This is a genomic window from Paraburkholderia phytofirmans, assembly GCF_046028095.1.
GTDB lineage: Bacteria > Pseudomonadota > Gammaproteobacteria > Burkholderiales > Burkholderiaceae > Paraburkholderia > Paraburkholderia phytofirmans_A.
On the sequence record NZ_JAQQDJ010000027.1, the window covers coordinates 39,960 to 46,307 of the forward strand.

The following is a 6,348-nucleotide window of genomic DNA, read 5'->3' on the forward strand; positions in this document are numbered from 1 at the left end:
ACTTCACGACCGCTGTCGTAGTCGATGGAATCTGCTGAAGGGCAGGGCCTGCGCGTTGGCGAATGGTCCGACAGCCGCGCCGTTATAATCCGACACCATGTCTATCCGTTTCGATGCCGCCGACGCCCACTGGCGCGTCGCGCCCTTACCCGGCTTCAGCGCCGCCCAGAAAGACTGGCTGACCCGTGGTGGTTCACTGACCGCGCATCTGCGCGCGCTCGGCGCCGTCGCGGTACGCGTCACGCACGAAGGCGTCGCGTTGCCGTGGGCCGACGAGAGCGCCGCGCTCGGCCTCGTGCCGCGTGCGCCGGTCTGGGTTCGGGAAGTCGCGCTGTCGGTCGACGGCGTGCCTTTCGTGGCGGCGCATAGCGTCGCGCCGCTCGCCGCGAGCGCCGGTGTGTGGCAGGCCATACGGCGACTGCGCACGCGGCCACTGGCCGAGTTGCTGTATAGCGATAGCAGCGTGGCGCGGTCGTCGCTGGTGAGCCGCAGGTTGAGCGCGCGGCACGCGCTCTATCGCCTGGCTGCGCGTGAAATTGAAGGGTTGCCGCCGCACGCGCTGGTCGCGCGCCGCTCGGTGTTCGAGCGCCACGGTGCGCCGCTGATGGTCACCGAATGCATGCTGCCCGCGTTATGGATACATCTGGCGAACTTGTCAGGCGCGAGCCGATCGGATGAGTGGCTCGCCCATCCGCGGGTGCGCGAACACGGCCGTGCGCTCGAACACACCGCATCGCGCGCGCATCCCGCGACGCGTGCGTCCGACGAACGGAGCCGCTGATGCTGCGCGGTTTTCCTCCGGTCGCCGCGGCGGATACGCATACGCTGATTCTCGGCAGTTTTCCCGGCGAGGCGTCGCTTGCCGCGACGCAGTACTACGCGCATCCACGCAACCAGTTCTGGCGCCTGCTCGGCACCGTGCTCGACGAACCGCTCACCGAACTCGCGTACGAGGAGCGCCTGCGCCGCGTGCTCGCGCATGGCATCGGCGTGTGGGACGTGCTCGCCGCCTGCACGCGCGAAGGCAGTCTCGACGCCGCGATCCGCAATGCCAGCCCGAATGATTTCGCTTCGTTGCGCGCGCACGCGCCGAAGCTCGCAAAAGTCTGCTTCAACGGCAAGACGGCGGGCCGCTTTGCGCCGGTAATCGGCGCGGCGGGCTACGCCACCCTCGTACTGCCTTCGTCGAGTCCGGCGAATGCTATGCTCTCGTTCGACCAAAAATTGCGTCTTTGGCGCGACATCCTTACATGACGAAATTGATCAAACGTGCTTCCGCTGAAGCGCGTGCCTTCCGCAACCGCGACGCCGACGCCGCCGGTGGGAAACTAAAATCGCATAAATCGCAGAACGCCGCGCGTAACAAAACGCGCGTTTCGCACGACGACGATCTGCACGACGCGCCGCAAATCGAAACTCCCCGCAAGCCGCGTTTCGCGCCGGTCACTTTCTCCGAAGAAGGCGGTGTGCGCTTCCTGCATTTCGGCACGGAGTGGGTGCAAGGCGCGATGCGTCTGCGCAAGCCGGATCACATCGAACTCGAATACGCGCAGCAGATGATGGCCTGGCTGCTGTTTATCGAAACGCCCAAGCGCATCGTCCAGCTCGGTCTGGGCGCCGCGGCGCTGACCAAGTTCGCGCACCGCTTCCTGAAGCGCGCGAAGGTCGAGGCGGTGGAAGTGAACCCGGCGGTCGTGGTAGCCGCGCGCACGATGTTCGAACTGCCGCACGACGACGCCCGCTTGACGGTGCACGAAGCCGACGCGTGGGACTTCGTCAACGACCGCGCCAACCACGGCACGATCGGCGCGTTGCAGATCGACGTCTATGACGCGACGGCGCGCGGTCCGGTGCTCGACAGCGTCGGCTTCTACCGCGCGGTGCGCGCGTGTCTGACCGACGCGGGCGTGGTGACGGTGAACCTGTTCGGCGATCACCCGAGCTTCGTGCGCAACATGAAGCGTCTGAACGAAGCCTTCGACGGCCGCGTGGTCGCGCTGCCGGAAGTGCACGACGGCAACCGCATCGCGATCGCGTTCTCGGGTCCGGCGCTCGAGGTGCCGTTCACGGCGCTGCAAGCGCGCGCCAGGCTGATCGAAACGGAACTCGGTCTGCCCGCGCGTAAGTGGATCAAGGGTCTGCAGGAATCGACCGGGCAGAACGGCGACTCGTTCTTGATCTGATTGCGACGACCCATGCGGTCGGGCCGCGCAAGCCGGTCCGATCCAAAGCAGTGCATGGACTGAATGTCCTCGCCGGCGCGCCACGCGCCGTTGCGCCCACGCGACGTTCGCCGCCTTCATCCATCACGCATTGAACAGCCGGTCCTCTTCCTCGCGAAGCGGGCCGGCCTGTCAGACCCACGCGGCACGCCCTGATGCGCCTCGCCGCAGCGCTTGAACTCATCTAGCTGAAACGCCTTCGCGCCGACCCTGAAAGCACGGTCGTGCTGGGGTCGCCCCTGCTTGACCGCGCTCTCGCCGCTCCTATACTCTTTCGAGGCTTTCGGGGCGCCCGTGAGCATACGCGGGGCGACCCCTCGCAGCGGGATCCACCACCCGTCAAACACGGGCCAACATTTCAATAATAGGGAAGAGGAGACGTCATGGCTCACGACGCCGACGCGAACAAGGCCAGCAAGCACTGGCTCTGGTTGCTGCTGTTGCCCTGGATCGCGATGATCTGGGTGCCGTCATATAACAAGGTCGAACCGGTGCTGTTCGACTTTCCGTTCTTCTACTGGTATCAGCTCCTGTGGGTGCTGATCAGCGCGGTCATCACGGCGCTCGTGTACTTCAAGACCAAGACGCGCTCCAGCGGCCGTCCGCAGGGGGGCGCACGATAATGAACGCCATTGCAACTTTCGTCTTCGTTCTGTTTTTCATCGGCGTCACGATTCTCGGCTTTATCGCGGCCCACTGGCGGCGCGGCGATCTGGCGCATCTGGAAGAGTGGGGCCTCGGCGGCCGGCGCTTCGGCACCATCGTCACGTGGTTCCTGCTGGGCGGCGACCTGTACACCGCGTACACCTTCATCGCCGTGCCGGCGCTGGTGTTCGGTGCGGGCGCAACGGGTTTCTTCGCGCTGCCGTACACGATCCTGATCTATCCGTTCGCGTTCGTGGTGTTCCCGAAACTGTGGAGCATCGCCAAACGTCAGGGCTACGTGACATCGGCGGACTTCGTGTCGGCGCGCTATGGCAGCCGAATGCTCGCTCTGGCGATCGCCGTGACCGGCATCGTCGCGACCATGCCGTACATTGCGTTGCAACTGGTCGGTATCGAAGTGGTGATCGGCGCGCTCGGTTTCGACACCAAGGGCTTTGTCGGCGATCTGCCGCTGATCATCGCGTTCGCGATCCTTGCGGCGTACACGTACACCTCGGGTCTGCGCGCGCCGGCCATGATCGCGGTGGTCAAGGACGTGCTGATCTACATCACGATCTTCGCCGCGATCATCGTGATTCCGCCGCAACTGGGCGGCTTCGGCCACATCTTCAGCGTGGTGCCGCCGGCCAAGCTGCTGCTGAAGGCGCCGGACGTCTCGAGCCTGAACGGCTACAGCGCCTACGCGACGCTCGCGGTGGGTTCGGCGCTCGCGCTGTTCCTGTACCCGCACTCGATCACGGCGGTGCTGTCGTCGAAGTCGGGTAACACGATCCGCCGCAATATGGCGATGCTGCCGGCTTACTCGCTGGTGCTCGGCCTGCTCGCGCTGCTCGGCTTCATGGCGTTGGCTTCGGGCGTGAAGGACATGCCGGAGTTCGCGCCGTACTTCAAGGCGTTCGGCCCGAACTTCGCGGTGCCGGCGCTGTTCCTGCATTACTTCCCGTCGTGGTTCGTCGGCGTGGCGTTCGCGGCGATCGGCATCGGCGCGCTGGTGCCGGCGGCGATCATGTCGATTGCGGCCGCTAACCTGTACACGCGCAACATCCACAAGGAGTTCGTCAATCGCAACATGACGAACGAGCAGGAGACCAATGTCGCGAAGCTGGTCTCGCTGATCGTCAAGGTCGGCGCGGTGGCGTTCATTCTCGGCCTGCCGCTCACGTACGCGATCCAGTTGCAGCTGCTCGGCGGTATCTGGATCATCCAGACCTTGCCGGCGATCGTGCTCGGTCTTTACACGCGTGTGCTCGACTACCGCGGCCTGCTGATCGGCTGGGCAGTCGGCATTGCGACCGGCACGTGGATGGCGATTTCGCTGAAGCTGGCCGGTTCGATCTTCACGATCCACCTGTTCGGCATGGCGATTCCGGGCTATGCCGCGGTGTGGTCGCTGATCGTGAACCTGGTGGTGGCGGTGGTGGTGAGTCTGCTGGTGCGTGCGTTCGGCATGCAGCGCGCCGAAGACCGTACCCGTCCGGAAGACTATCTGGACGTGGTCGAAAGCTGATCATGGCTGCTTCATGTCGTGCCGCTCCACGCGGCGCGACAGCCCGAAAACCGCGACGCCCGCGCACGAGAGTGTGCGGGCGTTTGTCTTGATAGGTCACTCCAGGGCAGGATAGCGGAACCGTCCTTCACCGTATCGAGCGCGCCGCCATGGCTTCTGCCGATTCCCACACCTTGATTCCACGCCGCTCGGCGCTCAGCCGGATGATCCGCGCGGTGACGTCGCCTTACTACCGCTATCGCCACGCCAAGGTGCTGCACAGTCTGCGTGTCGGGTTGGCCATGCTGGTGTCGATTCTGGCCACCACCGGTATCGACATTCCGCACGGCATCTGGTCGTCGGTCACTTTGCTGGTGGTGATCGGCGGCTTGCAGCATCACGGCAATATCCGCAAGAAGGCGGCGGAGCGGGCGGCGGGTACGCTGCTCGGGGCATCGATCGGGCTCGCGCTGATCGTGCTGCAGAACCTGACCGATTCGCCGCCGCTCACTTATGTGCTGATGTCGATCGTCGCGGGCATCTGCGCGTGGTTCGCGATCGGCTCGTCGGGCTATATCGGGCTGTTGACGGCGATCACGATGTGCATTGTCGCGGGCCACGGCGACAACCAGATCGACGTCGGCCTGTGGCGCACGGCGAACGTGCTGATCGGCATTGTGATTGCGCTGGCGTTTTCGTTTGCGCTGCCGCTGCATGCCACTTATTCATGGCGCTACGGGCTCGCAATCAATCTGCGCGAATGTGCGCGCATCTACACGCGGCTGCTGGAGGGCGAGACGATCAGCGAGGAAGAGCAGGTCAAGCGCTTTCTGGCGATCAACAAGCGGCTCGTGCAATTGCGTTCGCTGATGCCTTCGGTGGCAAAGGAAATCGAGGTGCCGCAGTCGAAGCTCGAGGAGATTCAGCGGCTGCACCGCTCGGTGCTCAGTTCGCTGGAGTTGCTCGCCACCGGTCCGCTGATGCACGCCGACGCCACGGCGCGCGCCGCATACGCCGAGCAATGCGGCGTCGAGGTGCGCACCGTGCGCGCGATCCTGCTGGCGATGGCGCGCGGCCTGCGCTTTGGCCGGGCGACGCACTTCGGCATTCCGTCCGCGTCGGCGCTCGCGCAGACGCACGGCGACGTGGCGCTGAGGCTGCCGCCCGAATTTCAGGGGCCGTACTGGCTCGGACAACGGCTTGCCGAACAGGTGGACCGCCTGCGCGAGCGGTTATTGGAAACCGAGCCGAACTGGAACATCGAACGGCGTGCGCGGCCTTTATTGAAGGTTTGAGCGGGCGCGCTCATTGTTTTCCGCTGCGCTGTTGCGCTCAGCTTTCGGGCACTGTCACCATCCACATGAGACCGAAGCGGTCGACCACCATGCCGAAGCCTTTGCTCCAGAAGGTTGGTTGAAACGGGAGCGTTACCTGGCCGCCCTCGGCCAGTGCGTTGAAGTACTTTTCGGCGGACGCGGCGTCGTCGGCGGTTAGCGAGAGGCTGAAGCCGTTCATGGTGGCGGTGGGGTCGCAATGGCCGTCGGAGGCCATCCAATCGGTCGAGCCCATGCGCACATTGGCGTGCATGATTTTTTCTTCGAGGCCGGGGCGCGGCTGATTTTGCGGATCGGGCGGCGCCTCCTTATAGCGCATCTTGAGGGTCACCTGAGCGCCGAGCTTAGCGCAGTAATAGTCGAGCGCTTCCTCGCAACGTCCGTTGAAAAACACGTAAGGTTGAACAACCATGATCGTCTCCGGAAGGGGTGAGCCGCGCGACATCCCGCAAAAGCCCACCGTTTGAAGAACTACCGCGCGGCGCGCGCAGCGCCGCCGGAAGAATGAGCGCCTTGTCACGAACGCGGAGTGTGCGAGAACACAGATTCCAGATGCACCACTACCGCGACTGCGCGAGGGCCCCCGCTTATGGGCTGGCGGTGCAAAGCGGCTTTCTTTGCCTACTTTCTTTGCCGCGGT

General features: G+C 64.6%; 7 protein-coding genes. 6 read left to right on the top strand and 1 reads right to left on the bottom strand.

Going from position 1 to position 6,348, the window contains the following annotated elements:
• Window positions 1-97: 97 nt before the first annotated feature.
• The 6 genes from PQR54_RS38205 to PQR54_RS38230 all read left to right on the top strand — a co-directional run bounded on the left by PQR54_RS38205 (window position 98) and on the right by PQR54_RS38230 (window position 5,669).
• On the top strand, window positions 98-781 hold the full coding sequence (locus PQR54_RS38205; RefSeq protein WP_408255198.1) for a chorismate--pyruvate lyase family protein: 684 nt from the start codon (window positions 98-100) through the stop codon (window positions 779-781).
• Window positions 781-1,254 carry a DNA-deoxyinosine glycosylase gene (locus tag PQR54_RS38210; RefSeq protein ID WP_408255201.1) on the top strand — a complete coding sequence of 158 codons (474 nt, stop codon included), beginning with the start codon at window positions 781-783 and terminating at the stop codon, window positions 1,252-1,254. Before PQR54_RS38205 ends, PQR54_RS38210 begins: the two co-directional genes overlap by 1 nt.
• Window positions 1,251-2,183: a class I SAM-dependent methyltransferase gene (locus PQR54_RS38215; protein ID WP_408255204.1), complete on the top strand. Its 933-nt coding sequence runs from the start codon at window positions 1,251-1,253 to the stop codon at window positions 2,181-2,183. Before PQR54_RS38210 ends, PQR54_RS38215 begins: the two co-directional genes overlap by 4 nt.
• Window positions 2,184-2,605: 422 nt before the next feature.
• On the top strand, window positions 2,606-2,845 hold the full coding sequence (locus tag PQR54_RS38220; protein ID WP_132375386.1) for a DUF3311 domain-containing protein: 240 nt from the start codon (window positions 2,606-2,608) through the stop codon (window positions 2,843-2,845).
• Window positions 2,845-4,395: a monocarboxylate uptake permease MctP gene (gene mctP / locus PQR54_RS38225; RefSeq protein ID WP_408255206.1), complete on the top strand. Its 1,551-nt coding sequence runs from the start codon at window positions 2,845-2,847 to the stop codon at window positions 4,393-4,395. The genes PQR54_RS38220 and mctP overlap by 1 nt, the downstream gene beginning before the upstream one ends.
• A gap of 149 nt (window positions 4,396-4,544) precedes the next feature.
• Window positions 4,545-5,669 carry an FUSC family protein gene (locus tag PQR54_RS38230; RefSeq protein WP_408255208.1) on the top strand — a complete coding sequence of 375 codons (1,125 nt, stop codon included), beginning with the start codon at window positions 4,545-4,547 and terminating at the stop codon, window positions 5,667-5,669.
• 37 nt (window positions 5,670-5,706) lie between these two features.
• Here PQR54_RS38230 and PQR54_RS38235 read toward each other — a convergent pair whose 3' ends face one another.
• Window positions 5,707-6,120: a VOC family protein gene (locus PQR54_RS38235; protein WP_408255212.1), complete on the bottom strand. Its 414-nt coding sequence runs from the start codon at window positions 6,118-6,120 to the stop codon at window positions 5,707-5,709.
• Window positions 6,121-6,348 lie beyond the last annotated feature (228 nt).